Genomic DNA, 26,847 nt, shown 5'->3' with positions numbered 1-26,847 from the left:
ATCGCAGGAGGGAATTAGAATGTCGTTAAAAAGCATACTGCTTGCCGGCGTGTTGATGCCCACCGCGCTGATCCTGGTCGCCTGTAGCGGCGCGACGCCGCCAACGATCTCCGCGCCACCGGCTCCAACTATCACTGCGCCGACGCGCGCGTCCAGCACGCCTAGTCCTGCAACGAACGCCGCGCGATTCGGCGCACTGTCGAATTCGGGTGGCAGTGTGACAGTGGACGCACAGTTGCTCGATTTTCAATTGGGACAACCGCTCGTATTCGATGTGGCGATGAATACGCACTCGGTCGAGCTCGCCGACGATATGACCAAGGTCTCGATTCTGCGCGACAATGCGGGCAAGGAGTACAAACCGACTGGCTGGGAGGGCGCGGGACCGGGCGGGCACCATCGCGAAGGAAAATTGAAATTCGCGGCAATGACGACCAAGCCCCAGTACGTCGAACTCGTAATCAAGGACTTGGCAAAAGTACCCGAGCGCGCGTTTCGGTGGGAGTTAAAGTAAGAAGGTCGAACAATCCACTACGGCTCGAAATTGCGGTCCACAAAACTCCGAACGAACTGAGTCAAGCGATACACGTCATGAAAATTGGTGACCCATCCAACCGAAATGCGGACTGCGCCGGTGCTCTTGTCGTCAATGCAACGCCTGAAATCGTCAAGCGTCATTTGGGACTTGTCGGCAAAGCAGGTGTTCAATTCGGATGGCTCGATGCCAAGCGCCAGCTCGCCACTCCCTGGATTGCAAAAGCAACCGGTGCGTAAAGAGATATTGACCTGGTTCGCGCGCTGTTCGACCAAGCGATGATCAATAAAATGCCCGCGCGCATCGTACAAATTCAACGCGAGCGTGCCGCCGCGCATCGTCGTGTCCAGAGGTCCATAGATGCGGACGAGCCGTTCGCCGTTGCTATGCCGAATCTGCTCCAACTCGTTCAACAACCAGCCCGTCAGACATCGGACGCGAATGTGAATTTTGTCCATGCCGATGCGCGCGATATGCCGCAAGCCGATCGCGATCGCGGGCAGGTTCAGATAGTTGAGTGTGCCGTCCTCGAATGCCTCCGCGCCCGGTTGAAAATAGAAGCGATTGCCTTGGACCGAAGCGACCGTGATCGTTCCGCCGGCAAACCAGGGACGCCGCAGTTTCGCCAAGGTCGCGCGACGCGCTAACAAACAACCGACGCCGGTGGGATAGCCGAATATTTTATAGAACGAGAGCGTCACAAAATCCGGGTGCCACCGACTCAGGTCGAGGCGATTCGTCGGCACGAATGCGGCAGCATCGAGCAACACATCCCAGCCCTGTGTTTGCGCCTTTGTAATCCACTCCAACGGATGTTGGACGCCGGAAAAATTGGACTGCGCCGGATACGCCAAGAGATTGTTTCTCCCCGGCACGGCATGTTCCAAAAGGGCGGTCAGTCGCTTTTCGTCAATCCGCATCGTCGGTGGCAGCATTGGCGCGTAGGTAACTTGCGCCCCGCGCGCATGCGCGAATTCGCGAATGCCATTGACCGAGTTGTGATTGTCGAAGGTCAGGACGTACTGATCGCCCGCGCCAAACGGATACGATTCCCCTACGAGTTTCAGCGCGCCGCTGGCGTTCAGCGTAAAGATGACAACATAGTCTTCTGGCGAGGCGTCGAAAAAATCAAGCACGGCTTTCCGCGCTTGCTCGACCAAGCGCGTCGTGGCGAGCGACGAGGGATTAGTCGAATGGGGATTGCCGAGCACATTACTCAACAAAAGGTCGGCGTGTGCGCGTATCTGGGAATCGGCGTAGAGTCCGCCGCCGGTGTAGTCGAGATAGATGTGTCCAGACCGATCCAGGCGCGCGTATTCCGTTGCGCGGATTTCGTCCAGGTCGCGCGTGGTTTGAAATTCGGGGTAAGCGTTTAGAAACGCGGCTTGCGCGTTGCCCCACGTTGTTTGATCTAACGATTCTATCGTTGCCGCATTAGATTGCATCGTTCATTCTCCCAAGTTTCAGATTCATCCCCCAACTTCACGCGTGAAATCTGCGCCGCCCTAACTCAAGCGTACCTTGCGTCGTGAGAGACCGGTGCGGAATATGCGCGAGGGCTTCGAGGACGCGTTCTTGGGAGCGCGCGATTTCGCCCTGAACGAGCTGGACGGCGAGATCGGCATCGCGTTTTTGAATCGCTTGCGCCAACGCACAATGATCGTCGCGCATCTCTTTGGCGCTATCGCGGAGATCCAAACCGAGATGAAATACTCTGGTCAGTTCGTCCAGGGTTCGCGTGACCAATTCCGTCAGTCGGCGATTCTCGGTTGCCTGGGCGATGGAGAGATGGAACTGTTTGTTCTGATCGAGAAACTCGGCATAGCTTTGCCGGTTCTTGTACTTGTAGGTAAAGTTGGCGGCGGCGGTGATCTGGCGCAGGCGTTCTTCAGTCCCGCGCAAAGATGCCAGGCGCACGGTAGCCGCTTCCAAGATACTTCGCGTTTCATAAATTTCGTGCACATCGTCCGACGTAATGACGCTGACGATATAGCCGAGGCGTGGAATCGGATTGACAAATCCTTCTTGCGCGAGTTGGCGCAGCGCTTCGCGGACGGGCGTCATGCCGACGCGATAGCGGGAAGCCAGGTCGGCTTGTGCGATTTGTTGCCCCGGTTCGAGCGCGCACGTGACGATGTCGTACTTGATCGTTTGATACGTTTTGTCAGAAAGAAGCGCGGTTTTTCTCATAAGCGTAAGGACCTTTCAAACCTGTTTGCAAATTCTGCGGTTAATCTAGTGAACGACCCAGGTTACGTTTTTCGGCGTGGATCCAATGCGTCACGCAGACCGTCACCCACATAGTTGATGGACAACACAGTCAGGGAGATCAACAGACCTGGGAAAAAAGCCATGTGCGGCGACAGCTCGAGATAGTTTTGCGCGTCAAAGAGCATCCGCCCCCAGGTTGGAAAATCCGGCGGAAAGCCCAATCCCAGGAACGAAAGAGTGGACTCGGCAATGATGGCTGATCCAACTCCGAGCGTCGCCGCGACGATAACGGGCGAAAGCACATTCGGCAGAATGTGGCGAAGGATGATCTGATGAGTCTGAACGCCGATGCAGCGTGCGGCTTCGACAAACTCGGTCTCTTTCAAAGAGAGGAAGGAGGCACGCACAATGCGCGCCGCCGGCATCCAGTGAAAACCGCCGATCAACACGACGATCAGGATGAAAATGCCCAGTTGTGGACCAAAGGGTCCGCGCAGCGCATCACGAAACAAGTAGATCGTCATCAAGAGCACCGGCATAAATGGAAGCGACAGAAACAAGTCCGTGAACCGCATCAGCCAATTATCCACGTGTCCACCAAAATAACCGGCGATTGCGCCGATCAAGATGCCGAGCGAAATGGAAACGCTCACAGCTGCCAATCCGACCGCGATGGAAATGCGTCCGCCTAACAATGCGCGCGCCAGTTGATCTTGCCCCAAGTCGTTCGTGCCGAACGGATGCTCCAGCGATGGCGGTTTGCGCTTGAGACTAAAATCAATCTTGCTCGGTTCTTGCGCGTAAATGAATGGACCCAAAGCAGTTCCGACGATCAACACGCCGAGGACGAGTAATCCAAAGATCGCGGTGCGCTGTCGCCGGAACTGCCGCCACGCATCGCTCCAAAATGAACGCGGCGCGCGTTGGCTCCCCGATGCTGCCGAAGTATTGACCGGCGTGGAGTTGGGTTGATTGGTGGATACCATCTTATCCTCTTGGGTACGCGAACTGGCTAATCATATCTGATCCTGGGATCGAGGAACGTGTAGATCACATCGGCGATGAGGTTAAAGATGACGACCAGCACTGCATAAGTGCAGATGATTGCCATGATCACCGGCGTGTCGCTCGTCTCGATGGACGCGACGAGGAGAGAGCCAATCCCAGGGACGCGAAAAATTTGCTCGGTCACAATCGCGCCCGTGAAAATCGCCGGCACACCGAGTGCGAGCAGAGTGACAATTGGGATCAGAGAATTTCGAAAGACATGCCGCCAAATCACTAAGAGTTCGCGCAGCCCTTTACCGCGCGCCGTCCGCACATAATCCTGGGTCAGATTTTCCAGCACGGTCGCACGGACATACCGCGTGAGCGTGCCGGTCTGGAACAAGGTCAACACCGTCACCGGGAGGACGGACTGACGGATCAGTTCCACAAAAACTTTTGAATCGGTCACTTGCAGCGTCGAATCATAAATCCAAGGAAACCAATGCAGTTGCACGCCAAAAACCAAAATCAGCAACAGGGCTGTGAAGAAAGTTGGAACCGAAAAGCCGATGAACGCAAACGTCGTCGCCACGTGATCGAAAAGTGAATACTGCTTGATCGCCGAAATGATTCCGATGGGAATGGCTAGAACAACACTGAGCAAATAGGCAGTGCCCAGGACGGCGAGCGTTGTGCCAAGGCGCTGCAAGATCAAGGCGCTCACTGGCATTCGGCTATTGAACGAGTACCCCAGGTCGCCATTCATGATGAGATTCGTCAACCATTTGACATAGCGGATGGGCCACGGCTGGTCCAGTCCCAGGACACGACGCAAGTTGGCGGACACTTCGGGAGGAACCGCCGGGTTCGCCGCAAACTGAGAGAGCGGATCGCCGGGCGCGAAAGAGATGATGAGGAAAACGACGAGACTCGTGACCAGGAGCGTGGGCACAAACAGGAGCAAGCGCCGCGCCAAGTAGCGATTCACCGAACATCCTCCGTTCCAAGAGTATCTTGTCGCAAGCCAATCGCGCTGGAAGCGAATGCCCGATTGCTTAACGAGAGATTACCGGCTCGACAACCCAGGAGGCGGGTAGCAACACCTGCCCCCTGGGTTAATCCATTACCGTCCTACTTGTTCGTCCAGTCCGGTAGGTGCGCTAGATCGTTTGAATCCCAAGGATCCGGAACCACACCTTTCAGGTTGTTGCTGATGGCGATGACCGGGAATTGTCGCGCGACCAGGGGAATCATCATCACATTATCCACGAGCATATCATTGAGTTGCTTGTAAATTGTCGCACGCTTGGCAGGGTCAACCGTATTTCCCAACTGGTCAACCAATTTGTCATAGTCGGCGTTGCACCAACGCGACAAATTCCTGCCTGTCCAGTTGGCGGCTTTGGTTTTGATCTGGGCACACGTCCAATTGGCGACAAAGATCGGATCGTCCGGCGCGCTCATGCCTTGGCTGTAGAGTTGGACGTCCGCAAAGAACTTGGTCCAGGTATCCGGATTCGCGAGATCGTTGGAGAAGAAAACTCCGGATTGGATTCCCTTTAGTTCGACCTGGATTCCCAGTTTCTCCCAACCTTGTTTGACGATCTGCATCGTCTTTTGGCGCACTGGGTTGTCGGCGGTTTGGAAAAGGAGTTTCATCTTGATCGGTTTGCCATCAACCACTTTTTGGCGGATGCCATCGGAACCCTTCGCCCAACCGGCATCATCCAACAACTTGTTCGCCTTGTCAAGATTGAACTCGCAAACATCATGCTTGCTGGTTGATACGTGCGCCTCGGGAACATTGACCACATTGCAAGTCGCGACACCCAACAGTCCATCGCCGTACAATTCTTTGCCGATGGTTTGCCGATCCACCGCCAATGCCAATGCCTGGCGCACTTTCAAATCGGTCAAGAAAGGATGCGGCAGATCCGGCTCACTGCGCTTGTCGCCGAGCGCCGAATCGGGATTGGAAAAGTTAATCGCGATGCGCTCCAGCGTCCCGCTCATTGAACCGAGGACTTTGCCCTTGCCGCCCTTCATCAAACTCTGGAGCACGTCGGCTTCGACTTGCAGATTCCAGGCATAGTCTGCATCGCCGGTTTGCAACACAGCACGCGCGGCGCTCGTGGCGTCGCCGCCGCCTTTCAGAATGACTTCTTTGAAACACGGCTTGGTGGCATCGCGATAATTCGGATTGAGATCATAGACGACCACGTCGTTCGGCTTAAACTCGCGGACGATGTACGGTCCCGTGCCGATCGGTTTCAAATTTGCCGGCGCATCCTTCGCCTTGGCGCCGGTGTAATTCTCGAATGCTTTTTTCTGAATGATCATCCCGTACCCGCCGGTGAAAGCGACGTACGGCGTGGGATTGGGTCGGTTCCATGTGACCTTGACCGTGGAGTCGTCCACCTTCTCGACGGTCTTGATCTCACTCATTTTGGTCGAGGTGCTCGCCGCTGTGTCCTTGTTCGTCACGTATTGCCATGTAAAGATCACATCATCGGCGGTGAAAGGTGTTCCGTCAGACCACTTTACGTTTTTCTTCAATTTCCAGGTGATGCTCAATCCATCTGTGGCAATGCCCCCATTTTCCAAGGTGGGCACTTCAGCCGCGAGACCGTATTGCACGTCTGGCTTTCCGTTCACGTCAAGTCCGGCTAACGGTTCATTCACGAGCCGAATGGCATCCCAGTCTTTCGAGCCGGATGCGAGATGTGGATTGAGGATCGTCGATGCCTGCCACCAAAGTAATCGCAATGTTCCGCAGGACCCCTTGGTTGTTGCTGCGGGCGAAGTCGCGGCAGGTGCGGCGGTTGTCGGTACAGGCGTCGCGACAGGTGCGGTGGTTGCAACGGGTGCTTGAGTAGCCGCCGGCAGAGCGGTGGGCTTGGGTGGCTCAGCCGTCGGCGCGGCGCACGCGGCTAAGAAGACCAGCAGAATGAGCAGACTGATTCCGAATGCGAATTGATTGGGCTTTGTCATGGTTCTCCTTTCCCTCTCACGGATTTTCACGATACGAATAAACGGCGTTACTCCTTGCGCGCTTTAGCTTGATCCATTGCCTCCTTCCTCCGACTCCAGGGGATTGTCTGTGTAGATATTGTAATAATATGTCTGTAGTATATTACAAGCCCTGTGGTTTGTCAATCTTGACGTGGTTGGCGAATCATAGTATATTATAAACATATCATAAGACGGGATTGCAAGGAGAGCACATGGGAGACGTGAGGCATGTACAGGTGCGCTGGATCGAAGGAAAAGAATTTGAGACGACCACCGGATCGGGGCATCGCGTGCGGACGGATGCGCGCATCCAAGCCGGTGGAAATAATCACGGTCCTAGTCCGATGGAACTTTTGCTCGCCAGTTTGGGAAGCTGCACCGGCATCAGCGTGGTGGATATCCTCTGCAAAATGCGGCAAGCTATCAGCGGAGTTGAGATCCGGGTTGAAGGAGTTATCGGCGGCGATACCTACCCCAAGATGTACACCGATCTGGAAGTGGTCTATATCGTGCGCGGCAAGGATGTTTCGCCCAAAGCCGTCGAGGACGCCATTCATCTTTCAAAGACGAAATACTGCGGCATCAGCGCGATGCTGGGTAAATCTGCGAACGTGAAAACGCGCTTTGAGATTATTCCAGAGTGAAACCGATCATATCCATAAAAAGTGTATGGTAGTGAAATTCTGTCTCTCCCAGGAGGAAAAATGAATCGCGTGTTTCGCCCCTTCCCCACCCCGCTCGTTTTGCTCGTCGCACTTTTGCTTGCATTTCTCCTCGCCGCGTGTTCCACGCCAGCGGCGCAGCCATCGAATGCCACGCCGGCGACAAGCGGCGCTGCGCCCACGACGAGCGCCGCATCAAGCGCGCCGAAGAAAGGCGGCATCATCAAGTACGGTCTCTCCGTTGATCCCGCCGGACTCGATCCTCACATCCACAACGGCGCTGCGCCGGCGTTCATCAAGACCATGGTCTATGATACGCTGACGCGGTATGACGAAACCGGCAAGATCATCCCAGGTCTAGCGGTGAGCTGGCAAGTGCCGGACAACAAGACCTACGTTTTTACTCTGCGCGATGGCGTCAAGTGGCACGATGGTTCACCGTTCAGCGCAGACGACGTCAAGTACACCTTCGACCGCATCCTCGACAAGAAAAACGGCGCAACGCGGCAAGCCGACCTTGGAATGATTAGCAAAGTGGAGGTCGTCGATCCCAAGACGGTGAAGCTCACTTTGAGCGATTCGAACGCGTCGTTGCTTTCTGTGCTCGGGCGCGAAACCGTTTCCATCGTCAGCAAGAAATTCGCGGAGAGCAGTGGCGATGTGAACGTCACGATGATGGGCACGGGTCCGTTCAAGTACACGAATCGCGAAAAAGGTGTCCGCATCGAACTGCGTCGCAATCCCGATTACTGGGAAGCCGACAAGATTTATCTCGATGGCATTGATTTCATCATGTACCCCGACGACCGCGCGCGTGTGTCCGCGATGCAATCCGGCGCGGTGGACATCATTGACTATGTGCCGTGGCGCAACTTTGACGAATTGGAAAACACAGCCGCGTTCAAGATGTACGCGACGCCAACGATTATCTCGGCGCTTTACATGAACACGCGCAAGCCGCCGTTCGATAACGCCAAGGTGCGCCAAGCCGTCGCCAGCGCGGTAGACCCGAACGCCATCGCGAAAGCCGTTTTCTTTGGACGCGCATCGCCTACGACCGGCGGATTCTTGCCGGTCGGGTCCTACAGCGAAGGACAAAGTTTGCCTTACAAATTCGATGTCGCGCAAGCCAAGAAACTCCTTGCCGAAGGCGGATATAAAGAAGGGACCGAGTTTATCATCGTGACCACTTCGACGTACTCGTTCTTGCAACAGACGGCTGAATTAGTGCAACAGCAACTCGTCGCGATTGGCATGAAGCCGAAAATCGAATCGGTGGATTTCACGGTCTTTGGTCAAAAATTCAACAAAGGCGAGTTCGACATTCTCACCTCGTCGTTCCAAATTGACCAGCCCGATCCGAACTATATGACCCAGTTGTTCGCCAAGGGTTCGCTCTACAGCAATCGCACCGGGTATGTGGATGCCAAGTACGATGACCTTTTACTGAAAGGTCGCGCGACGCTCACCGAATCGGAACGCATTTCGATTTACCGCGAACTGAATCAGTACGCGCTGCAACAACTCTCGATCATTCCAATTGTCGCGCGCGCAGAAGGCGAAGCTGCCGCTACGTACGTCAAGGGCTATCGCCGCTTGGGTCCTGGCTTGGTCAGCAACAACAACGCCGCGTTGCGCTACGTCTGGCTCGACAAATAAATTTCGGCGGCATAATGCAATGTATGGGCTGGCGGACACAGCGTCCCCAGCCCCTTTGCATTGATTGGTGTGATTCATGCTTCCATTCATCATTCGACGCGTTTTCATTTCGCTCGTGCTCGTCGTGCTCGTGGTGACGATGGTCTTTTTCCTCATTCGTCTCATCCCCGGCGACCCAGCCCAGGTCGTCGTTGGCGAGAACGCCAGCCAGGAACAAGTGCAACTCGTTCGCCAACGGATGGGCTTGGAAGACGCACTTTCAGATCAGTACATCCGATGGATTTCCAAATTCGCGCGTTTGGATTTGGGAGTTTCGCTGATTGACGGACGTCCCATCGTGAACGACATTGCCAAACGCTTGCCGCGCACACTCGAACTCGCGATCATTGCCGCACTCGGCGCGCTGTTGGTCGGATTGCCGGCGGGCGTGTATGCCGCGTCACATCGCAATCGCTTGGGCGATGCCATTGCATCCGCCGGCGCGTTGCTGGGTCTTTCCGTACCGAATTTTGTCACCGGCACGCTGGCGATCCTCGTCTTCGGCGTGCTGTGGAAAATTTTACCGAGCGGGGGCTATACCGATTTCGCGCAAGACCCGGGCAAGCACATCGCGAGCTTGGTGATGCCGGCGAGCGTGCTGATCATCGGTCTCTCCGCGAGTATCATTCGGATGACGCGCGCGTCGATGCTTGACGTGCTGGGTCGTGATTTCGTTCGCACCGCGCACGCGAAAGGATTGCCGAATCGGGTCGTGCTTTCGCGCCACGTCGTTCGCAACGGACTGCTCCCGGTGATCGCCGCATTCGGCATCCAACTTGGCAACCTCATCGGCGGCACGGTCATCACCGAAGCGGTGTTCAATTGGCCCGGCATCAGTTCGCTCCTCATCGGTTCGATTGGCTTGCGCGACTATACGGCGGTGCAAGCCGTCATCGCCGTCATCGCGCTCATTTTCCTGATGGTCAATCTCGTCACGGAGATTTTGTATGGCTATCTTGACCCGCGCATCCGTTACAGTTGAAACGCGTCCCAGGATCAATTGGTGGGCGCGCAATCCGCGTTTGATCCTGGGTTTGAGTTTCGTCGTGCCACTTGCGCTCGTCGCCATCCTGGGTCCGATGTTGAATATCGGCGACCCGTTCAAAACGAATGCGCTCAATTCACTTGCGGGACCTGGGCAAGGTGGCTTGTTAGGCACCGACGAGAACGGGCGCGATTTGTTGGTGCGAATCGTCTACGGATTGCGCACGTCGCTCTTTGTCGCGATCACGAGTACGTTGATCGGCGCGTTCGTCGGCACGCTTGCCGGATTGAGCGCGGGTTATTTTCGCGGCTGGGTCGAACAAGTGTTGATGCGCTTGGTGGATGTGATTCTCGTCTTTCCCGCGATTCTCGTCGCGATTGCAATCGTCAGTTTCATCGGCGGCAGCATCACGAATCTCATCATCGTGTTGTCGCTCCTCGTCGCGCCGAACTTTGGACGGATCATCCATGCGAGCACACTCGCGGAAGGTCAACGCGATTACGTCGAAGCCGCGCATTCGATTGGCGCGCGCGAGCGGCGCATCTTGTTCAAACACATTCTCCCAAATGTCTCGACGCCGCTGTTCACCGAACTCGCGTTGATGCTAGGGCGAGTCGTGTTGATCGAATCGAGTTTGAGTTTCGTCGGGCTGGGCGCGCCGCCGCCGGAACCAACGCTCGGAATTATGGTCAGCACCGCGCGTGGTTATCTCTACAATCAACCTTGGATGTTGATCTGGCCCTCGCTCGTTCTCGCGATCCTCGTCGTCGGATTCAATCTGTCGGTGGATGGTCTGCGCGATTGGCTTGACCCGCGATTGAAACGATAAATGGAGATGTCAATGCCACAGTTTGAAATGACGCAATCAAGTATCGTGCGAACCGAAGTTGTCGCAAAAAACGGAATGGTCACTGCCAAGCATCCGGTGGTTGCCGAAATCGGCATCGCGATTTTGCAGCGCGGCGGCAACGCGATTGATGCGGCGGTCGCGATGGCATTTGCGATCAACACCATCGAGCCACGCATGACCGGCATCGGCGGCGGCGGATTCATGACCATTGCGCTCGCGAACGGCGAGAATTACGTCGTCGATTTCTTTCCGTGCGCGCCATCCGGCGCAACACCCGACCTGTACGAACTGACGCCGGAATTCAAAGCCGACAAGCTGGGTTTTACCGGCGTGAAAGATAACGCAAATGCGGTCGGTCATCGCGCGGTCGGAATTCCAGGCGCGGTCGCCGGCGCGTTACTCGCGCTCGAACACTGGGGCACACTGCCACGCGCTGAAATCATCGCACCGGCGATTAGACTCGCGCGTGATGGCATCGCCGTCACATTTCACGATACGCTCTCCAGCGCGATTGGCATGGGCATTCTGAAACGGAATGCCGAAGCGTCGCGATTATTTCTGAACAATGGAATGCCTTTCGTGCCGATGGGCGACAAGCCATTGTACTTTCGTAATCCCGATCTCGCAAACACGCTCGAAAAAATCAGCGTCGAGGGCGCACGCGCGTTTTATCAAGGCGACCTCGCGCAGAAAATCGTCGCCGAACTTCAGTCCGGCGGCTATGGCATTTCGCTCGACGACCTAGCCAACTATCGCGCGCTTGTGAAAGAGCCGCTCAAGACCGATTATCGTGGTCTGGAATTGTTGTTGCTGCCGGGCGCAACCGGTGGACCAACCATCGCCGAAATCGCACACATGCTCGAACCATGGAATCTCAAGGAACTGGGTCACGCCAGCGCGGCGTACGTGCATCGCTTGATTGAGGCGTGCAAATTATCGCTGGCGGACCGAATGGCATTTCTCGCAGATGAGCAAGCGAACGAACCTTCGACGATCTCACGCGCGCTCGCCTCGCGTGAATTTGCCGCCGAACGTTGCAAGGTCATCGGTGATCAAGCGCTCGGGACGTACGAGCCGATCAAGCCGGGCGCGACCGGTTATCAACCCAGCGCGGAGAGTTGCACGACATTTCTTTCGGCGTGGGACAATCACGGCAATGTCGTCGCTCTGACCCAAACCGTGAATGGCTCGTACGGTTCAGGCGTCGCAGTGCCGGGCACGGGCATTTTGCTCAACAACGCGATGGTGTTGTTCGATCCACGTCCAGGTCAGCCGAATTCGATTGCGCCAGGCAAGCGTCCACTATCGAGCATGGCGCACGTCATCGTTCGCCGCGATGGCAAACCCATTGCGCTTGCGGGCGCGCCGGGCGGACGCAAAATCATCGACACGGTCACACAAGTGATGTTGAACCTGATTGATTTTGGAATGGGACCGCAAGCCGCGTGCGGCAGTCCGTTCATTGACCCCGCCGGGCAGACCGTGTTGATCGATCGCGCGTTCGGCGCGCAAGTGATTGCTGAACTTGTCGCGCGCGGACATCAGCTCGACGCGCAAGAAACAACAATTTGGCCCCGCTTGTCCGGCAATCCTGCCGCGATTACATTCGACGGCACTGAGTTTCGCGGCGGCGTTGATCTTTTTACAACCGGCGTCGCCGCCGGATTCTAGAGCGTCAGAAGACCTGACCGGTTCGCTTCGCGAAAACCGGTCAGGTCTCCATCAACTCTGGTCATCCAAGGAGAGCAGGATGTTTATCATCAAACCGAATCCGCCCGCGCTCGACGCCGAGTTGGTCGAACGCTATCGGCACATCGAACCGACGACCGTCGGACATCGGCTCAATGCCGGCTTTGTCGGCGTTGACATCAAACCGGTGTGGCGTCGCCAACACATCACTGGGCGCGCCATTACCGTGCGGACAGTCGGAATTGATTCGACGATTGTTCACAAAGCGACCGAGTTGGTGCAGCCGGGTGATGTCGTGATCGTGGACATGGCGGGCGAACGCGAACACAGTTGTTGGGGCGGCGGCGTTTCGCGCGCGGCGCGCGCCCATGGCGCGATCGGCGCGGTAATCGATGGACCGGTCTGCGACGTGAACGAAATCGAAGACCTGCAATTTCCGGTATGGGGACGCGCGTGGACGTGTCTCACGACGCGAATGCTGGGAACGGGCGGCGAAATCAATGTGCCGGTGCGATGCGGAAATGCCGTGGTGAATCCGGGCGATCTCATCATCGCAGACGATTGCGGCGTGATCGCGCTGTCGCCGGAAATGGCGTGGCAATGGTTGCCCGAATTTGAAATGATGCAAAAACGTTCCTCGGAACGTTTGCCTTTGATCGAGCAAGGTACTCCCTTGGGAGAGTTGAGCGGCGCGAATCGCTTGATCGAAGCCAAGCAGAAAGAGATCGCGGAAAAATTGGCGCAACTCAAGGAGAAGAAATGACGCTCAAGTATTACGAACACTCGTTGGCGGAATTGCCGTGGCGCGTTGCTGAAGCCGCGTTGAAAGAAACTGATTTGGTGATCGTGCCGCTGGGTAGCGTCGAAGTTTATGGACATTTGCCGCAAGGCACGGATGGCATTGCCGCCGAAGCAATCGCCGATGCCGTTGCGCGCGCGATGAAAGCATTACGAACGCCGCTGATTCCGGTCGGCACGACGCCGACGCTCGCGGCATTTCCTGGCACACTCTCTGTTCGACGCGAGGCGATGGAAACGTTGTTGCGCGACATGGTTTTCTCGCTCGTCAAATCCGGCGCGCGGCGTTTCTTTTTCGTCAACGGACATGCCGGCAACAATGATTTTGTGAATGCCGTGATGCAGGAATTATCGGAACGCGGCGCAAAGGGCGCGACGATCCAGGTTTGGTCTTTTGCGCGCAGTCACGACCAGGAGCTGTTCAAAAATTACAATCCACACGGTCACGCGTCGGAAGCCGGCACATCGGTCATGCTCTATCTACGTCCCGACCTCGTTGACGCATCGCAGAAAATGTACAACAAGCCGACGCTCTCATCGTATCAGGATTTCACTTTTCCAATTGATGCGCGCGAGCGAATGCCGGATGGAATGCACGGCGACACCTCCGAAGCTAGTGCGGAGAAAGGCAAGGTTCTTTTTGATCGCATGATCAAACGCATTTGCGATTTCATCGCTGGTTGGAAGTGATGTAGGAACCAAAACCCGAAGGGTCTTCAGAGACCCTTCGGGTTTTTAGTTTAGAAGAATGACCATACGACTTGCGTGTTATAGGTTAACGATTGAGAAGCGGAGTGCTTTGCGGCGCTGGACCGCTCGACTCGCGGACGATCAACGGGCTTTCCAAAAGCGTGCAATTATTTCCGACCGGCATTTTCCCTTCGCGCATTTGGCGCAGGGTTTGGACGGCAAGTTTGCCCATGCGATATTTGGGCTGTCCAATCGTGGTCAGCGGCGGATAAACATGCGCGGCGATGGAAATATCGTCTACGCCGATAATCGAAATATCCTGGGGCACGCGCAAGCCACACCCGCGCGCCGCGTGCAATGCGCCAACCGCAATGATATCGTTGAACGCCAGCACCGCGGTCGGACGATGATCAGCCGGCATATCGAGGAGCGCGCGCATGGCTTGATATCCCCCTTCGACTTCGGTACCGGGCGGAACGATCGGACACCATTCGGGACGCAACGTTAGCCCCGCCTCTTTGAGCGCCAACTCGATCCCGCGTTGCCGGCTCTGTTCGATCTCGCCAGTGACGGGCGACGCGAGGTGTCCCAAGCGCGTGTGACCTAAACTTAGCAAATGCTGGGTCGCGCGGTACATCGCGTTTTCAAAATCCACTTTGATGCAATGCACGCCCGGGCGGGCGACTTGGCGATTGATGATGACCATAGGAACTTTGTGGCGGTCGCGCCAGTCGAGCAATTCCGGAAAAGGCGAGGAACCGGTGATGATGATGCCGTCCAGCGACTGCTTGCTCATTTTCTGGAGCAACTGCTGCGGATGCTCGGGATGATCGGTCAAGTTGTACAACGTGAGAATGATCCCGGCAAGATTCACTTCATCCTGCACACCGCGAATGATCTCTGGGAAATAGGGATTGAGCAAATCTTCGACGAGCAACGCAATCGTTCCATGACTGCGTGGTTTCGAAGTGCGGTGGGGCGTATAGTCTAACACAGCGACGGACGCCTCGATTTTTTTACGCAAGTCTTGGCTCACTGGACCGGTGTTGTGCAGGACACGCGACGCGGTTGCCGTCGAAACACGCGCATGACGCGCCACATCAGCCAACGTGGCAGGTTTCTTCGTCTTCATCGTATTTTCCTTTCATGTAACTTATACTGCAAATTACACTAATTGTCAATAGAATACATTGACAAAACAAAAATATATGATAGAATAATGATGTAACTTACTATGAAAATTACAGACCCGTAGCTGTCTGTTACTTCGGTTTGGTTGAGGAGGGATGTGCCAAACATTTGAAATCCGGATTACCCGGCATCACTAGGGCTGGCGACCCGTCGCTGTGTGACAGCCGATGCTCAACAATGTTGTGCTGATCATTTTCGACGACGAAACCTGAAAGGAGACATTGACATGTCTACGATTCGATTGATCCAGCGAGCCGTATTCGTGCTCGTCGTTCTGATGTTGGTGGTTGGCTGTGCCGCGCCAGCTCCTGCCCCTGCTCCAACCCAACCGCCGCAACCCACTGCGGTACCCGCGACGGCAAAACCACCTGAACCAACCAAGGCGCCGGTGATGGAACCGACCAAAGCAGCTCCCGCGCCGACGACCGCACCCGCCGCCAAGTACACCGAAGCGCCCCTGCTTGTCGAGCAAGTCAAAGCCGGCAAACTTCCGCCGGTCGAACAACGTCTGCCGCAAAATCCGTTGGTCGTGAAAGCGGAAAAAATCGGTACATACGGTGGAACCTGGCGCATGGGTATGACCGCCGGCACGGACGATCCTTCGTTCTACAAAATCTTTACCTATGAACCACTCGTCCGTTGGAATATCGAGTGGTCTGACATTGTTCCCAACCTCGCCGAAAAGTGGGACGTGAACAAAGAGGCGACCGAGTACACCTTCTATCTTCGCAAAGGCGTCAAATGGTCGGATGGCAAACCCTTCACTGCCGATGACATTGTGTTCTGGTGGGACGATGTTGAACTGAACAAAGACCTCGCACCCGCGCCGCCGGTCTGGATGATCGTCAATGGCAAACCTGGCTCGGTGACGAAGGTTGACGACACCACGGTGAAATTCACCTTTGCCGCGCCGTACGGTCTCTTTTTGCAAAACGTCGCGAGCGCGAATGGTCGCTCGATGCTCAACTTCCCCAAGCACTTTGCCCAGCAGTATCACGCCAAGTACGTTGAAAAAGCCAAACTCGATGAAGCGGTCAAAGCCGCCGGGTTCTCGAGTTGGCGCGAGTACTTTATCGCGCGCGTCGGGCAAGCCGATGGCGGCGGCTTTGGGCAATACAGTGTCGCCGGTCGTCCGATGCTCTATGCCTGGATGGTCGAACAACCCATGTCCGGCACGGCGACCCAGGTATCGTTCGTCCGCAATCCGTACTACTGGAAAGTGGACGCGAATGGACAACAATATCCGTACATTGATCGTCTGACGTACGGCGTCTTCGCCGATGCCGCCGCGATGCTCCTCAAGGCAACCAACGGCGAGATTGATTTACAGATGCGCCACTTTAACACGCTCCCGAACAAAGCGGTGCTCTTCGACAATCAAAAGAAAGGCGATTTCAGTTTCATTGATCTGGTGCCCGTCACTAGCAACGCCGTCGTCGTTAACCTGAACCTGACGCACAAAGACAAGGCGCTGCGCGAAGTTTTCCAGAGCAAGGATTTCCGCGTCGGCTTGTCATACGCGATCAACCGTAAGGAAATCATTGACACCGTTTACGTTGGGCAAGGCACACCCGCGCAAGCCGCGCCCTTGGCAGACACACCGTTCTACAACAAACAACTCGCTACGCAGTACATCGAGTACGATGTGAAGAAGGCGAACGAGTACCTCGACAAAGTGCTGCCCAAGAAAGATGCCAACGGAATGCGTTTGCGCGCCGATGGCAAACCCTTGACCTTCGTCATCGAGATTTCCAATTCGCTCCAAGACCAGGTGGACGCCGGCAACTTGATCGCCAAGTACTGGAAGGCGGTCGGCGTGAACGTGCAAGCGAAACCGGAAGATCGCGCGCTGTTGTATCAACGCAAAGACGCGAATGATCTGGACGCGATGATCTGGAATGGCGAGGGCGGCTTGGGTCCGATGTTCGACCCGCGCAATTTCTTCCCGTACAGCACCGAGTCCGCTTTCGCGGAGGCGTGGCAGTACTGGTATAATGGCGTTCGCGATAACACCGCCGAAGAACCGCCCGCCGATGTCAAAAAGATCATGGATGCGTTCAACAAAGCCATGACCCAGCCCGAGTTTACCGGACAGGTCAAGGCGATGAATGAAATGTTGCAAATGTCCGCGGACTATTTCTTCTGCATCGGCGTGACTACCCCGCCCTTGGCGTATGGCATCGTCAAGAACAACATGGGCAACGTGCCGAAGAAGATGATCAACGGCTGGCAGTATCCCACTCCCGCGCCGACGAACACGTTCGCGTACTTTTTTACCAAGTAGGTGATCGGAAACTAGTAGACCTGACCGGTTTTTGCGAACCGGTCAGGTCTTGTCTGAAAGAGACACGCGTATGCTCCAATACATTCTCCGCCGCGCCCTTTTCATGATACCCACGTTGCTCGTTACATCGCTGGTTGCCTATATCATCATCGAACTTCCGCCCGGCGATTTTGCGACATCGTACGTCGCCAACCTTGCCGCGCAAGGCGATACCGCGAGTCAAGAGACCGCGCGCGTTATTCGCGAGCAGTATGGTTTAGATCAGCCAGTCACCGTCCGCTATCTGAAATGGATGCAAGGCATTCTAACCCAGGGCAACTATGGCATCGCGTTCGAAATGCGCCAGCCGGTTGCCTCTCTGATCTGGGAACGCGTCTGGCTCACCATCGTACTATCCATTGGCAGTGTCATCATCACGTGGCTCCTGGCTTTTCCGATTGGCATTTATTCTGCAGTCAAGCAATATTCACCCGGCGATTATCTTTTCACGTTCCTGGGATTCATCGGCATTGCCGTTCCTAGTTTTCTTCTGGCGCTCGTGCTGATGTACATCCAGTTCAAATACTTTGGCACGACCTCCGGCGGCTTGTTCTCCACCGAGATGTCCAATGCTCCTTGGAGTTGGGACAAGGTTGTGGATTTGCTCGGGCACATTTGGATTCCGGTGCTCATCCTCGCGTTCGGCGGCACGGCGGAATTGATTCGCATCATGCGCGCGAACTTGCTCGACGAACTGCGCAAGCCGTACGTAGTTACCGCGCGCGCCAAGGGTCTGCCGGAATGGCGCGTGCTCCTCAAATACCCGGTGCGGCTCGCACTCAATCCGTTTGTCAGCACGATTGGCTGGACGTTGCCGTACCTCGTTTCCGGTTCGATCATTCTCTCCGTCGTGATGAATTTGCCCACGACTGGACCCATGTTATTGCGCGCGCTCCAAGTTCAAGATATGTATCTCGCCGGCGCGTTGATTCTAATTCTCAGTGCCCTCACGATTGTCGGCACGTTGGTCTCGGATATTTTATTGGCGTGGCTCGACCCGCGCATTCGGTATCAGTAAGACCCCGCATGGTCATTGCGAGCCGCGTAGCGGCGAAGCAATCCCCAACTTACAAGTCGGAGATTGCTTCGTCGCGAAGACCGCTCCTCGCAATGACATGCGCTCAGAGGAACTCATGTCCAGCATCTCAATCACCGCGACCAACCTCGCCGAAAAAGAAGCGCAGGTCTATGTCGCGCCGCAATGGAAACTCGTCTGGTGGAAATTCCGCAAACACAAACTCGCGCTGATCAGCGGAATCATCACGCTTTTGATTTATCTGGTCGCGCTGTTCGTCGAATTCCTCGCACCGTTTACGCCCGACCAGACCAATTCCAAATACCTGTATGCCCCGCCCCAGCCCCTCCATTTCGTTGACGACCAGGGCAATTGGGGATTGTACGTTTATGGGTACACATCCAAGATTGACCCGGTCGCCTTGCGGCGCACGTTTGAAGTTGATGCGAGCGTAAAACTGCCCGTCGGCTTTTTCGTCGAAGGTGTGCCCTACAAATTGTTCAACCTGATTCCGCTGAATCGGCATTTGCTCGCCCCGCTCGATCCCAGCCAGCCGATGTATCTAATCGGCGCAGATCGCCTGGGGCGCGACGTCTTGAGTCGCCTGATTACCGGCACGCGCGTGTCCATGTCCATCGGATTGATCGGCGTTCTGCTGAGTTTGATCCTGGGGATTTTGCTTGGCGGATTGTCTGGGTACTATGGCGGGAACATTGACAACTTGATTCAACGCATGATCGAATTTCTCCGTTCGATTCCATCCATCCCATTGTGGATGGGACTCTCCGCCGCCTTGCCCTTGGATTGGCCCCCCCTCCAAGTTTATTTTGCGATCACCGTCATTCTATCCTTGATCGGATGGACGGGCTTGGCGCGCGTCGTGCGCGGACGTTTCCTCTCGTTGCGCGAAGAAGATTTTGTGATGGCGGCGCGTTTGGACGGCGCGAGCGAAATCCGCATCATCCTGGGTCACATGCTCCCGGCGTTCACAAGCCACATCATCGCCGCGATCACGCTCGCAATTCCTGGGATGATTCTCTCCGAGACCGCATTGAGCTTCCTGGGGCTGGGTCTGCGCGAGCCGGTCGTGAGCTGGGGCGTGTTGTTGCAAGACGCGCAGGATATTCGTTCGATTGCGACCGCGCCGTGGTTGCTGATTCCCGCGCTCGCGGTCGTCGTATCCGTCCTCGCGTTGAACTTTCTCGGCGATGGTTTGCGCGATGCGGCGGATCCGTATGCAAGATAAAGGATGAAGACAGAAGGATGAAGGATGAAAAGTTTGAAACCAATTTTCATCCTTCTGCCTTTGGATAGAGAAATATATGCAGACACTTGATAGTATTCTACTTGAAGTAAGAAATCTCAAAACTCACTTTTTCCTCGACGAAGGCACCGTCAAAGCCGTCGAGGGCGCGGACTGGCAGATCAAACGCGGCGGCACGCTGGGCGTTGTCGGCGAGAGTGGGTGCGGTAAAAGCGTGATGTCGTACTCGATTCTGCAACTCATCGAATCGCCGGGGCGAATCGTCGAAGGGCAGATTCTTTTTCATCGTCCGTTAAAATCCACCGGGCAATCGCCGATGACCGACATCGTTGATCTTGCCGCGCTCAAACCGGACAGCCGCACGATGCGCGAAATTCGCGGCGAAGAAATCGCGATGATTTTTCAAGAGCCGATGACGTCGCTCAGCCCGGTGCACACTATCGGCAATCAGATCGAAGAAGTGATCCAACTGCATCGCGGCGTCAACCAAGCGACCGCGCGCCAGCAAGCCATCGAGATGTTGCATCGCGTCGGCATTCCCAAGCCGGCGGAACGCGTGGACGCGTATCCGTTTCAACTCAGCGGCGGGATGCGCCAACGCGCGATGATCGCGATGGCGCTCGTGTGCCATCCCAGTTTGCTCATCGCGGACGAACCGACGACCGCGCTCGATGTGACGACGCAGGCGCAAATTCTCGAATTGATGCAGGAACTGCAACGCGATATGGGTATGGCGGTGATGCTCATCACGCACAACCTGGGTATGGTCGCCGAGATTTGTGAGGACGTGGTCGTGATGTACCTCGGCGAAGTCGTCGAGCGTTCCGACGTGTACTCGCTTTTTCGCGAGCCGCTGCATCCGTACACGCGCGCGCTGATGCGCTCCATTCCACGCCTGGGACAAATCAAGCAAGGTCGGCTCGATCCGATCCAGGGTTCGGTGCCTGATCCGTACAATCGTCCAACCGGTTGTCCATTTCATCCGCGCTGTTCGCAAATGATGCCGGGAAAATGTGATCGCATTCATCCCGGACTGACCGAACAAGGCGATCGGCGCGCGGTGCGCTGTTTGTTGTACGGCGAACCATCGGAAAACAAGGACGCGTGATATGGCACACGATACAATGCTCGCGGTCAATCATTTGAAAATGCACTTTCCAATCCGCAAAGGATTTCAGCAACGCATCGTCGGTCACGTCAAAGCGGTAGACGATGTGAGTTTTTCGATTCGCAGTAGCGAAACCCTAGGACTTGTCGGCGAGAGCGGTTGCGGCAAGACGACGATTGGGCGTTGCATCATGCGCGCGTACGATCCAACCGCTGGTAAAATTTCGTACTGGAACAAGCAGGGAGACCCGGTTGATCTAGCGACGCTCAGACAAAGCGAACTGAAACCGTATCGCCGCGAATTGCGGATGATTTTCCAGGACCCGTACTCGTCGCTCAACCCGCGCATGACCGTGCTCGATATTGTCAGCGAGCCGCTCAAGGTGCACGGCATCGCCAAAGGCGCCGAGTTGGAAGACCGCGTCGCGAATCTTTTGAAACGCGTCGGTTTGCGTCCCGAGTACATGCGCCGCTATCCCCACGCGTTTAGCGGTGGACAACGCCAACGCATCGGCATCGCGCGCGCGCTCGCGCTCGATCCGCGCATCGTCGTCGCCGATGAAGCCGTGTCCGCGCTCGACGTGTCGGTGCAAGCGCAGATTCTCAACCTGATGGAAGATTTGCAAGCCGAGTTGAATCTGACGTATCTTTTCATCTCGCACGATTTGAGCGTCGTCGAGTACCTTGCCGACCGCGTCGCGGTGATGTACGTCGGCAAGCTCGTCGAGATGGCGGAGACCGCCAAACTGTTTGCGAATCCCAGGCATCCGTACACCGAAGCGTTACTCTCCGCCGTGCCCAAGCCCGATCCGACGATGCGCTCGAAACGCATCGTCCTCGAAGGCGATGTCGCCGACCCGGCGAATCCGCCGAGCGGGTGTTACTTTCATCCGCGTTGTCGCTACGCCGAGGCGCGCTGCAAAATCGAAACGCCGGCGTTGCGCGAGGTCGGACAAAATTGTTCGGTCGCCTGCCATCGCGCGGAAGAGTTGAGTTTGCGCGGCGTAGCGCAAATTGTAAATTGAAGATAAACCCGAAGAGTGTTGAAGACCCTTCGGGTTTCGGTGAGAATATGCCACAAGCAATCACTGATCCATTAAATCTAACCGCCGCCGAAATTCAACGCCTCATCGTTCCCGGCACAGCGCACTTGCCGGAACTGGACCGCGCGCGCCAGAACCTGGATACTTTGCGCGACGCGCCGCAAACGCGAATCATTCTCGCGCAGACTGCATCCATCGTCGAATCGCTCGCGCAGATTCCGCAGACGACTTTTTCGCACTATCGGTATTTCATTCGCACCGGGGATCGCACGAATTACGAGAAACCGTACTTTCTCAAACGCGCGAAACTCGCGAGCGCGACGCTGCGAATGTTCCTGGGTCAATCCGAACTAAAAGACGCCGTGCAAGATTATCTATGGAACATTTGCGAAGAAACGAACTGGGTCTTGCCCGCGCACGAAAGAGACATCATTGACCTTTTTTCCGCCGAGACCGGCTTTGCGCTCGCGGAAACACTGACGCTTTTGGGCGACGCGCTCGATGCCCAAGTGCGCGCGCGGGTTCGCGCCGAAATCGAACGCCGCCTCTTTGAGCCGTACCTGCGTTTTCACCAGTTGCACTGGTGGCACAAAGCCGGGATGAATTGGAACGGCGTGTGCAACAGTTCGGTCGCGGCAACATTCTTGATGCTTGAACCGGAACCGGCGCGCGTCGCGCGCGCGCTCGAAATTGCGCTGGCTGGTTTGCGCGTCTTTTTGGACGCGGGATTTGAACAGGACGGCAGTTCAACCGAAGGCGTCAGCTATTGGCATTATGGGCTGATCAATTTTGTCGCGCTGGCGGAAATGTTGCGCGCACGCACGAAAGGCGCGATTGATCTGCTTGCCTCGGAACGCTTGCGCGATATCGCGGCGTACCCCGCCAAGTTGCTCCTGTCTCCTTCCAAGTTCGCGACCTTTTCCGATTGCGACGACGCGCTCAATTTCAACCATGGCATCATCGCGCGCTTGCTCGAACGCACCGGCGAAAAATCGCTGTTGAATTTGTTGACCGCACCTGTCGCCAGCGAACTCACCAGCAACACCAACTGGCGGCTGACGATGATGTTGCGAAGCATCTTGTGGTGGGATGGCACGTACCATGCGCCTGCGCCGATCACCGACACGTACTTGCCGCTGGGCGGCATCGCGCGTCTGGTCGCACGCACGCCGCAGAATACCCAGGTCGTGGTCGCGATCAAAGCTGGTCACAACGACGAAAACCACAACCACAACGACATCGGCAGTTTCATTTTGCACGTGGACGACGAAACGTTGCTCACCGACCCAGGTCGCGGATTGTACGCGCGCGACTATTTCAATCAGCGCCGTTATGAAAACCTGTTTGCCAATTCCTACAGCCACAGCGTGCCGCGTGTCGGCGGACACGTGCAGAAAGAGGGGCGCGAGTTTCACGGCGAAATCGTGAACGTCGAGATGAACGCACCGGTCAAACGCGTCGAGATGGAATTTGCACGCGCGTATGCGGTGACAAACCTGGCGAGCGCGCGGCGACAGATCACACTTGACCCTGCCGGTGTCGTGACGTTAAATGATGTCTTCCGCTTTTCCGAAAACCCGGTCGCGGTCGAAGAAGCATTGATGACCTGGTGCGACGCACAGGTGAACGGTGCAACGGCGCTCGTCCGCGGCAAGCATCACGAGTTGCGGCTGATCATCGAAACACCAAACGACGCGCACTTTGCGCTTGAGCAACTGGAAAAAGCGAGCCGCGATAATGCCAAGCCGGAAATTCTCAAGCGATTGAGCGTCGTCTTACCCGTGCAGGACGAACCACAGTTTCGCGTGCGAATGGAAATCTCGAAAACAAACGAATGAACGACGGAGGCAACCTTGCTTTATCCGCAATCTAATCTGTTTCGTCAGTGCATTGACCTATCCGGTTTCTGGGATTTGCGTTTCGATCCGGAAAACCTGGGTCGCCAATCGAATTGGTCTGCCGGTTTTACCGGCGGGCGTCCTGCCGCCGTGCCCGCGAGTTGGAACGATCAATTCGAAGATGGGCGCGATTATCTCGGCAATACCTGGTATCAAACGCGTTTCGATTTGCCCTGGGGCTGGGACGCAGCGCGCCAACACATGCGCGTGCGTTTCAACTCGGTGAATTATCTCGCCGAGGTCTGGTTGAATGGCGTGCGGCTCGGTCAACACGAAGGCGGACATTTGCCTTTCGAATTCGACATCACGCCTTACGCGCAGCGCGAGCGCAATGTGCTCATCGCGCGCGTCGAAGGCGAACTTGAGCCAGATCGCGTCCCACCCGGCAATGTCCCGGCGGATCCCAAACACATGTTCATCAGTCAAACCGAAAATTATCCGCCGGCGTCGTTCGACTTTTTTCCATTCTGCGGAATTCATCGCCCGGTCTTGGTGTACGCGACACCGCGCCTAGCCATCGCCGATTTGACGGTGACGACGAGCATTTCCGGAAACACCGGGATCGTTCGCGTCAAATTGAATCGCGAGGAAGGCGACGCGGCGACGGCGCGCTTCACTCTGCGCGGTGCGAACGTTGTCACTGAAACAACCATTGCCGGCGCGGCGACTGAGATCGAATTGCAAGTGCCGGACGCCGCGTTGTGGTCGCCCGATTCACCGCACCTGTACGATCTCAGCGTGGAACTCGCGCGCGGCGGTGAAACCTTCGACCGCTACACCTTGCCCATCGGCATTCGCACGATTGCAATCCAGGACGATACATTGTTGTTGAATGGCAAGCCGATCTATCTCAAAGGTTTCGGGCGTCACGAAGATTTCCCCATTGCCGGGCGCGGCTTGATGCCGGCGCTCATCGTCAAGGATTACGCGCTGATGAAATGGATCGGCGCGAACTCGTTCCGCACGACGCATTACCCGTACTCGGAACAAATGATGGACTTGGCGGATCGGCTGGGATTCTTGGTCATTGATGAAACGCCGGCAGTCGGATTGTTCTTCGCCGAAGAAGGGTTGGCGCGTCGTTTGGAATTGTGCCGGCAGTACACGCAGGAACTCGTCGCGCGTGACAAGAATCATCCCAGCGTGATCGCGTGGAGCATCGCGAACGAGCCGCATTCGTGGTTGCCCGCCGCCAAACCATTTTTCAAAAATCTGTACGATCAATGCAAGTCGCTCGATCCAACGCGCCCGATCACGCTGACCACGTATATCGGCGTCGGCGAAGAGTCGTTCGAGTTTTGCGACTTGATGTGTCTCAATCGTTACTTTGGCTGGTACTCGCAATCCGGCAAAATTGCCGAAGGCGCGGCGTGTCTTTCGGCAGAACTCGACGCGTTGTATCAAAAGTACCGCAAGCCGCTCATCCTGACCGAGTTTGGCGCGGATACGATTTCCGGTTTTCACGCGCAACCGCCGGAAATGTTCGCGGAAGAATTCCAAGCCGAGCTGCTCGCCGCGTACATCCAGGTTCTGCGCCGCAAACCTTTCGTCATCGGCGAGCACGTGTGGAACATGTGCGATTTCAAAACATCACAAGCCGTGCAACGCGTGGGCGGGATGAACTTGAAAGGCGTCTTTACGCGCGACCGTCGTCCCAAACTCGCCGCGCATCGCCTGCGCGAGATATGGCAATGACACGAATGAACAATCGGACGCGCGCGCTGGCGATTCTCAATTATGAATCGTACGACCGGTTGCCTATCGTGCATTTCGGTTATTGGCGCGAGTTGCTCGCCAGGTGGGCGGAAGAAGGTCATCTGACCCAGGACGAGGCGACGAACTGGGCGGACGGCAATCTGATTGACCAGACGATCAGTCGTCGCCTCGGTTTCGATTTCAACTGGGGCGCGAATTTCAATTGGAAGACGCGTCTGTTTCCGCCCATCGAAAGCAAAATCGTCGAAGAGCGCGCGGATGGTTCCTATATTTTCCTGGATGAAGACGGCGGCTTGGTCATCAAGAAACGCGGCGTCGTCTCGATTCCGACCGAAGTGGATCACCTGCTCAAAAGCCGCCAAGAGTGGGACGCGATTTTCAAATCGCGTTTGCAATTCGATATGGCGCGCATCAACGGCACGCTGGTTCACTTCGGCGAAAAAAGTTTGCGCTTTGATAACGGCGGATGCGATGCGTTGCGATCAACCGAGCGCGCGAATCCGTATGGACTGTACTGCGGCAGTCTGCTCGGCGTGATTCGCGATTGGCTGGGTTTGGTTGGGATGAGCTACTTGATGGCGGACGATCCCGCGCTCTTTGACGAAATCATCGTGACGGTGAGCGACCTGTGCTATCAAGGTGTGCGTGCAATTCTAGAAACCGGCGCGCGGTTTGATTACGCGCATTTCTGGGAAGACATTTGTTACAACAGCGGTCCGCTCATCAACCCGCGCGTGTTCGCGAAAAAAATCGGACCGCACTACAAGCGCCTCACCGATTTGGTCGCGCAGTACGACATTCACAACGTCTCGCTCGATTGCGATGGCAAAATTGACGCGCTGATTCCGACCTGGCTCGAGAACGGCGTGAACACGATGTTTCCCATCGAGGTCGGTACGTGGAACGCGAGCATCCAACCCTGGCGCGCCCAGTACGGCAGAGCATTGCGCGGCGTCGGCGGCATGAACAAAAATGTTTTCGCGCGCGACTATGCCGCGATGGACGCCGAGATCGAACGATTGCGTCCGTTGGTTGACTTGGGCGGATATATTCCGTGTCCCGATCATCGCATTCCCGGCGACGCGCGTTGGGAAAATGTCCAGTACTATTGCGAAAAAATGCGGCGCGTGTTTGGTTAGCAACGAATCCAGGTGTCTTCCCTTCGGGGAAACC

General features: G+C 56.1%; 22 protein-coding genes. 16 read left to right on the top strand and 6 right to left on the bottom strand.

From position 1 onward, the window contains the following. Positions 1-19 precede the first annotated feature (19 nt). A complete protein-coding gene (locus tag HY868_17180) occupies positions 20-514 on the top strand; it encodes a hypothetical protein (protein MBI5303873.1) in 495 nt (164 codons plus the stop codon). A gap of 17 nt (positions 515-531) precedes the next feature. Here the strand turns inward: HY868_17180 and HY868_17175 are convergent, their stop codons facing one another. From HY868_17175 to HY868_17155, 5 genes are all read right to left on the bottom strand, one after another. Beyond that, positions 532-1,980, bottom strand: a complete 1,449-nt coding sequence (locus HY868_17175) for an aminotransferase class V-fold PLP-dependent enzyme (protein ID MBI5303872.1) — start codon at positions 1,978-1,980, stop codon at positions 532-534. Positions 1,981-2,017: 37 nt separating this feature from the next. After that, a complete protein-coding gene (locus tag HY868_17170) occupies positions 2,018-2,725 on the bottom strand; it encodes a GntR family transcriptional regulator (GenBank protein ID MBI5303871.1) in 708 nt (235 codons plus the stop codon). A gap of 62 nt (positions 2,726-2,787) precedes the next feature. Next, positions 2,788-3,732, bottom strand: a complete 945-nt coding sequence (locus HY868_17165; protein ID MBI5303870.1) for an ABC transporter permease — start codon at positions 3,730-3,732, stop codon at positions 2,788-2,790. Between the two features lie 26 nt (positions 3,733-3,758). Continuing rightward, entirely contained in the window at positions 3,759-4,721 is a 963-nt protein-coding gene (locus tag HY868_17160; protein ID MBI5303869.1) for an ABC transporter permease, read from the bottom strand. Between the two features lie 143 nt (positions 4,722-4,864). Next, positions 4,865-6,724, bottom strand: coding sequence for a peptide ABC transporter substrate-binding protein (locus HY868_17155; protein MBI5303868.1), 1,860 nt, complete (start codon positions 6,722-6,724; stop codon positions 4,865-4,867). Between the two features lie 233 nt (positions 6,725-6,957). Here HY868_17155 and HY868_17150 point away from each other — a divergent pair, with 233 nt between their 5' ends. The 7 genes from HY868_17150 (at position 6,958) to HY868_17120 (ending at position 14,117) form a co-directional block, all read left to right on the top strand. Continuing rightward, the gene (locus HY868_17150) at positions 6,958-7,389 is read left to right on the top strand and encodes an OsmC family protein (protein ID MBI5303867.1); all 432 of its coding nucleotides are present in this window, start codon (positions 6,958-6,960) and stop codon (positions 7,387-7,389) included. A gap of 60 nt (positions 7,390-7,449) precedes the next feature. Next, a complete protein-coding gene (locus tag HY868_17145; GenBank protein MBI5303866.1) occupies positions 7,450-9,066 on the top strand; it encodes a hypothetical protein in 1,617 nt (538 codons plus the stop codon). 76 nt (positions 9,067-9,142) lie between these two features. Beyond that, positions 9,143-10,087, top strand: coding sequence for an ABC transporter permease (locus HY868_17140; protein ID MBI5303865.1), 945 nt, complete (start codon positions 9,143-9,145; stop codon positions 10,085-10,087). Beyond that, positions 10,053-10,919 carry an ABC transporter permease gene (locus HY868_17135; GenBank protein MBI5303864.1) on the top strand — a complete coding sequence of 289 codons (867 nt, stop codon included), beginning with the start codon at positions 10,053-10,055 and terminating at the stop codon, positions 10,917-10,919. Before HY868_17140 ends, HY868_17135 begins: the two co-directional genes overlap by 35 nt. Before the next feature lie 12 nt (positions 10,920-10,931). Further along, positions 10,932-12,611, top strand: coding sequence for a gamma-glutamyltransferase (gene ggt / locus HY868_17130; GenBank protein ID MBI5303863.1), 1,680 nt, complete (start codon positions 10,932-10,934; stop codon positions 12,609-12,611). Positions 12,612-12,690: 79 nt separating this feature from the next. Further along, entirely contained in the window at positions 12,691-13,392 is a 702-nt protein-coding gene (locus HY868_17125; GenBank protein MBI5303862.1) for an RraA family protein, read from the top strand. Next, complete coding sequence (locus HY868_17120; GenBank protein ID MBI5303861.1) at positions 13,389-14,117, top strand: creatininase family protein; 729 nt, start codon at positions 13,389-13,391, stop codon at positions 14,115-14,117. The genes HY868_17125 and HY868_17120 overlap by 4 nt, the downstream gene beginning before the upstream one ends. 85 nt (positions 14,118-14,202) lie before the next feature. On the opposite strand, the gene HY868_17115 is transcribed toward HY868_17120, so the two are convergent. Continuing rightward, positions 14,203-15,249, bottom strand: coding sequence for a LacI family DNA-binding transcriptional regulator (locus tag HY868_17115; protein MBI5303860.1), 1,047 nt, complete (start codon positions 15,247-15,249; stop codon positions 14,203-14,205). 285 nt (positions 15,250-15,534) lie between these two features. Between HY868_17115 and HY868_17110 the strand changes: the two genes are divergently transcribed. From HY868_17110 to HY868_17075, 8 genes are all read left to right on the top strand, one after another. Further along, positions 15,535-17,592 carry an ABC transporter substrate-binding protein gene (locus HY868_17110; GenBank protein ID MBI5303859.1) on the top strand — a complete coding sequence of 686 codons (2,058 nt, stop codon included), beginning with the start codon at positions 15,535-15,537 and terminating at the stop codon, positions 17,590-17,592. Positions 17,593-17,662: 70 nt separating this feature from the next. Beyond that, a complete protein-coding gene (locus HY868_17105) occupies positions 17,663-18,649 on the top strand; it encodes an ABC transporter permease (protein ID MBI5303858.1) in 987 nt (328 codons plus the stop codon). Between the two features lie 115 nt (positions 18,650-18,764). Further along, a complete protein-coding gene (locus HY868_17100; GenBank protein MBI5303857.1) occupies positions 18,765-19,892 on the top strand; it encodes an ABC transporter permease in 1,128 nt (375 codons plus the stop codon). Between the two features lie 76 nt (positions 19,893-19,968). Next, on the top strand, positions 19,969-21,018 hold the full coding sequence (locus tag HY868_17095; protein MBI5303856.1) for an ABC transporter ATP-binding protein: 1,050 nt from the start codon (positions 19,969-19,971) through the stop codon (positions 21,016-21,018). 1 nt (position 21,019) lies between these two features. Continuing rightward, complete coding sequence (locus HY868_17090; GenBank protein MBI5303855.1) at positions 21,020-22,042, top strand: dipeptide ABC transporter ATP-binding protein; 1,023 nt, start codon at positions 21,020-21,022, stop codon at positions 22,040-22,042. Between the two features lie 47 nt (positions 22,043-22,089). Beyond that, a complete protein-coding gene (locus HY868_17085) occupies positions 22,090-23,898 on the top strand; it encodes a heparinase II/III family protein (GenBank protein ID MBI5303854.1) in 1,809 nt (602 codons plus the stop codon). Positions 23,899-23,913: 15 nt separating this feature from the next. Continuing rightward, positions 23,914-25,653, top strand: coding sequence for a beta-glucuronidase (uidA, locus tag HY868_17080; GenBank protein MBI5303853.1), 1,740 nt, complete (start codon positions 23,914-23,916; stop codon positions 25,651-25,653). A 5-nt stretch (positions 25,654-25,658) separates the two neighbouring features. Continuing rightward, positions 25,659-26,813, top strand: coding sequence for a hypothetical protein (locus HY868_17075; protein ID MBI5303852.1), 1,155 nt, complete (start codon positions 25,659-25,661; stop codon positions 26,811-26,813). Positions 26,814-26,847: the final 34 nt, after the last annotated feature.

It is taken from the genome of Chloroflexota bacterium, from assembly GCA_016219275.1.
GTDB lineage: Bacteria > Chloroflexota > Anaerolineae > UBA4142 > UBA4142 > JACRBM01.
Note: the sequence above shows the minus strand (reverse complement) of the source record. Positions and strands in the feature narration are given on the sequence as shown.

Bases quoted from the DNA above. Each gene is read 5' to 3' on its own strand.
- HY868_17120 (MBI5303861.1), top strand. From the start codon at position 13,389: ATGACGCTCAAGTATTACGAACACTCGTTGGCGGAATTGCCGTGGCGC.
- HY868_17135 (MBI5303864.1), top strand. From the start codon at position 10,053: ATGGCTATCTTGACCCGCGCATCCGTTACAGTTGAAACGCGTCCCAGG.
- HY868_17100 (MBI5303857.1), top strand. From the start codon at position 18,765: ATGTCCAGCATCTCAATCACCGCGACCAACCTCGCCGAAAAAGAAGCG.
- HY868_17165 (MBI5303870.1), bottom strand. From the start codon at position 3,732: ATGGTATCCACCAATCAACCCAACTCCACGCCGGTCAATACTTCGGCA.
- HY868_17125 (MBI5303862.1), top strand. From the start codon at position 12,691: ATGTTTATCATCAAACCGAATCCGCCCGCGCTCGACGCCGAGTTGGTC.
- HY868_17090 (MBI5303855.1), top strand. From the start codon at position 21,020: ATGGCACACGATACAATGCTCGCGGTCAATCATTTGAAAATGCACTTT.
- HY868_17150 (MBI5303867.1), top strand. From the start codon at position 6,958: ATGGGAGACGTGAGGCATGTACAGGTGCGCTGGATCGAAGGAAAAGAA.
- HY868_17180 (MBI5303873.1), top strand. From the start codon at position 20: ATGTCGTTAAAAAGCATACTGCTTGCCGGCGTGTTGATGCCCACCGCG.
- HY868_17175 (MBI5303872.1), bottom strand. From the start codon at position 1,980: ATGCAATCTAATGCGGCAACGATAGAATCGTTAGATCAAACAACGTGG.
- ggt (MBI5303863.1), top strand. From the start codon at position 10,932: ATGCCACAGTTTGAAATGACGCAATCAAGTATCGTGCGAACCGAAGTT.
- HY868_17115 (MBI5303860.1), bottom strand. From the start codon at position 15,249: ATGAAGACGAAGAAACCTGCCACGTTGGCTGATGTGGCGCGTCATGCG.
- HY868_17140 (MBI5303865.1), top strand. From the start codon at position 9,143: ATGCTTCCATTCATCATTCGACGCGTTTTCATTTCGCTCGTGCTCGTC.
- HY868_17095 (MBI5303856.1), top strand. From the start codon at position 19,969: ATGCAGACACTTGATAGTATTCTACTTGAAGTAAGAAATCTCAAAACT.
- HY868_17145 (MBI5303866.1), top strand. From the start codon at position 7,450: ATGAATCGCGTGTTTCGCCCCTTCCCCACCCCGCTCGTTTTGCTCGTC.
- HY868_17085 (MBI5303854.1), top strand. From the start codon at position 22,090: ATGCCACAAGCAATCACTGATCCATTAAATCTAACCGCCGCCGAAATT.
- HY868_17075 (MBI5303852.1), top strand. From the start codon at position 25,659: ATGAACAATCGGACGCGCGCGCTGGCGATTCTCAATTATGAATCGTAC.
- HY868_17110 (MBI5303859.1), top strand. From the start codon at position 15,535: ATGTCTACGATTCGATTGATCCAGCGAGCCGTATTCGTGCTCGTCGTT.
- HY868_17170 (MBI5303871.1), bottom strand. From the start codon at position 2,725: ATGAGAAAAACCGCGCTTCTTTCTGACAAAACGTATCAAACGATCAAG.
- HY868_17105 (MBI5303858.1), top strand. From the start codon at position 17,663: ATGCTCCAATACATTCTCCGCCGCGCCCTTTTCATGATACCCACGTTG.
- HY868_17155 (MBI5303868.1), bottom strand. From the start codon at position 6,724: ATGACAAAGCCCAATCAATTCGCATTCGGAATCAGTCTGCTCATTCTG.